This window comes from Nocardia sp. NPDC046763, from assembly GCF_040645495.1.
Lineage (GTDB): Bacteria > Actinomycetota > Actinomycetes > Mycobacteriales > Mycobacteriaceae > Nocardia.
In genome coordinates this window covers 1-2925 of sequence record NZ_JBEYYI010000081.1, presented here as the reverse complement: position 1 = coordinate 2925, position 2925 = coordinate 1, and the positions used below count along the sequence as shown (strand labels likewise).

The window sequence follows — 2925 nt, the reverse complement described above, 5'->3', positions numbered from 1 at the left end:
ACGGCGGTGCGCTCCACCGGAATCGACGCGCCGTCGGCCATCTTCACGCCGCCGGTGTAAGCGGGCGCGAGCTGAATGAAGCGCGCCGACACGAGCGACGGCGAGATGATGATGGCCTTGGCGTCGGCCGGAACATCGACACCGCGGTCGACCGTCATCTTCACGGTCACCCGGTCCTTGCCGGGATCGATGGAATCGATGCGGCCGACCTTCACGCCGAGCACCCGGATCTCGTCACCGGCGTAGAGGCCGTTGGTCGAGGGGAAGTACGCGGTGACGTGTTTCTTGCCGATATCGGAGACCAATCCGTAGACCAGCCACCCGGCCAGCACGACCACCACGGCCGCGGCCGTGAGCTTGGTCCACCGCGGCAGTTTGCGAAGTGCGTTCATCGCGGCGGCTCCTGAGGGTTGGTCTGAACTTGGAAGGCGCCGTTGAGCATGTTCTGCAGCGAGTCGGGTAGATGCTGCGGCCAGACCATGGAGTCGACCAGCAGCTGCAGGGCTGGGCTCGCGCCGTTGGCCAGATAGGCCTGGAAGTACGGTCCGCTGCCGACCTGCTCACCGAGCGCGGCCTCGAACGGGCCGAGCTCGTCGACCGCCTTGCCGATGTTGTCCTTGTTCTTGATCAGCAGCGCCAGCACCGAGTTCAGCTTGTCCAGCGTCGGTTTCAGCTGGTCCTCGTTGTCGTTGACGAAGCCGGTCAGCTGCTGCGCCAGACCGTTGATGTAGACGATCAGCTGGCTCAGTGCCGAGCGACGGGCGTCCAGCTCGCCGAGCAGGGTATTGCCGTCGACCAGCAGCGAATTGATCTGCAGCGCACGGTCACCCAGCACCTTAGTTACGTTCTGGGCGTGCGAGAGCAGATCGGTGAGCGCTTTGTCGCGGGCGTTCAGGCTGCGTGAAAGCGCGGTGACGCCATCCAGCGCCGAGCGCAGCGGTCCCGGGGTGTCGCTGAAGGCTTCCGACAGGGTGTCCAGGGTCTTGTTGACCTGGTCGGTGTCCATCCCCTTCACGTCGGTCGCCAGATCGCCGAGGGCATCGGTGAGCGAGTACGGAGATGTGGTGCGCTCCAACGGGATCGGCTGATCCTCACGCAGCGCGCCGTCACCGGCCGGCACCACCTGCAGCGACTTGCGGCCCAGCACGGTGTTCGTCTTGATGACCGCGGTGGTCTTGGTGCCGAGCACGATCGCCTCGTCGAGGCTGAACCGGACCTTGACCTTCGCGCCGTCCAGTTTCACCGCCTCGACCTTGCCGGACTTCACGCCGGCAACCTGCACCTGGTCGCCGGGCAGCAGCCCGCCGGCATCGGCGAAGTACGCGGTGAACTCCGCGCCCGAACGGATGAACGGCAGCCGGTCGAACTGCAAGGCGGTCAAGCAGATCGAGACCACCACGACGATACCGACGACGCCGACATTGATCAGCGGTGAGCGTTGTTGGTTCAATTTGCCGCGCACCTTCCGGTGGTCTGACCACCCGGCAGAGTGATCCGTGTGGTGCCGCCGCCGGGGGCGTCCACGAGGAGGGCAGCACCACAGACGAACATGTTCAGGAACGAGCCGTAGGAGCCGATCCGGATCAGCTTCTTGTAGGTCTCGGGCAGCAGATTCAGGACGTAGTTCAGTTCGTCGCTCTTGTCGTCGAGATTCTGCGACAGTGTGCCGAGCTGTTGGAAGTCCGCCTTGAGATCCGGGCGGGTCTGCATCAGCAGATCCTGGAGACCGCCTGTCGCCCCGGCCAATCGGGGCAGGGCGTCACCGATCGGATCCTTGTCCGCCGCGAGACCGCTGACCAGCCGCTGCAATTCGGTCAGCGTGGTCTGGAAGTCGGCGTTGTTCTGATCGATGGTGCCGAGCACCGTCTTCAGATTCTCGATCACGCTGCCGATCAGGGCATCCCGGTCGGCGAGGGTCTTGGTGAAGGAGCCGCCGCTGTTGAGCAGCGACACCAGCGTGCCGCCCTGCCCCTGGAACACCTGCAGCAGCGCGCCGGTCAGATCGTTGACCTGGTCCGGATTCAGGCCGCGCAGTAGCGGTTTGAAGCCACCGAGCAGCAAGTCCAGGTCCAATGCGGGCTTGGTCTGGCCGATCGGGATGGTGGCACCCTTGCCCAGCGGCTGGGCCGTGCCCGGGCCGTCCATCAATTCCAGGTAGCGGTTGCCGACGAGGTCCTCGTAACGCACCGCGGCCTGGGTGCCGGAGTAGATCCGGTACTGCTGGTCGAGGTCGAAGTCGACGTGCGCCAGATGGTCCTTGCCCACATAGACACGGCTCACCGAGCCCGCCGGAACACCGGCGATACGCACCTTCGCGCCCGGCAGTATTCCGGACGAGCTGGCGAAGGTCGCGTGGTAGCCGGTCGCGCGAGAGAAGCGCACCTCGCTGAAGACCACCCCGAGCGCGGCCAGCACCAGCACCATGGTCAGGGCGAAGATGCTCAGCTTCACCGTGGTGCCATGCGGTTTGAACTTCACTTGCCCACCCCCGGAACATCGCCGAACAGCAGCTGGAACACCCGCGGACCGTTGAGGCTGGTGCTCGTCGGCGGCGTCCACACCTCACCTTCGGAGGTGTCGGTGACGAGGAAGTTGGAATGGCTGCCCGGCACCCGATCGAGAATGTTCTCGCAGTGCGGGCCACCGGTGGCATTCACCTTCGGCAGATCCTTCGGGTACGAGTACGGCGTGCCGCCACCCATGAAGCCGGCGTTCAGCGTCACGTACGGGCCGTCACCACCGAAGATGCGGTTGCCGTCCGGCAGCGCGTTTGCCGCGCCGACGACCAGGCAGTACAGCGCCGGGTTGTACTCGTTGAGCAATTCGGTGGTCGGCCGCAGCACCCCGAGGGTGTCCACCAGGGCCTTCTCATTGTCGGAGAGCACGCCGCCGGTGTCGTTGGCCAGGCCCACCAGGTTCAGCAGC

At 65.4% G+C, this 2925-nt stretch carries 4 protein-coding genes; all 4 read right to left on the bottom strand.

The annotated features are described in order from the left end of the window. On the bottom strand, window positions 1–392 hold a 392-nt coding region (locus ABZ909_RS43460; RefSeq protein WP_357012335.1), incomplete at its 3' end, for an MlaD family protein. Then, window positions 389–1450 (bottom strand): MCE family protein, encoded by a 1062-nt coding sequence (locus ABZ909_RS43455; RefSeq protein WP_357012333.1) that lies wholly within the window; start codon window positions 1448–1450, stop codon window positions 389–391. The genes ABZ909_RS43455 and ABZ909_RS43460, both read right to left, overlap by 4 nt. After that, entirely contained in the window at window positions 1447–2478 is a 1032-nt protein-coding gene (locus ABZ909_RS43450) for an MCE family protein (protein ID WP_357012331.1), read from the bottom strand. Before ABZ909_RS43450 ends, ABZ909_RS43455 begins: the two co-directional genes overlap by 4 nt. Continuing rightward, window positions 2475–2925, bottom strand: a 451-nt coding sequence (locus ABZ909_RS43445; RefSeq protein ID WP_357012329.1) for an MCE family protein, incomplete at its 5' end; no start/stop codon positions are given. The genes ABZ909_RS43450 and ABZ909_RS43445, both read right to left, overlap by 4 nt.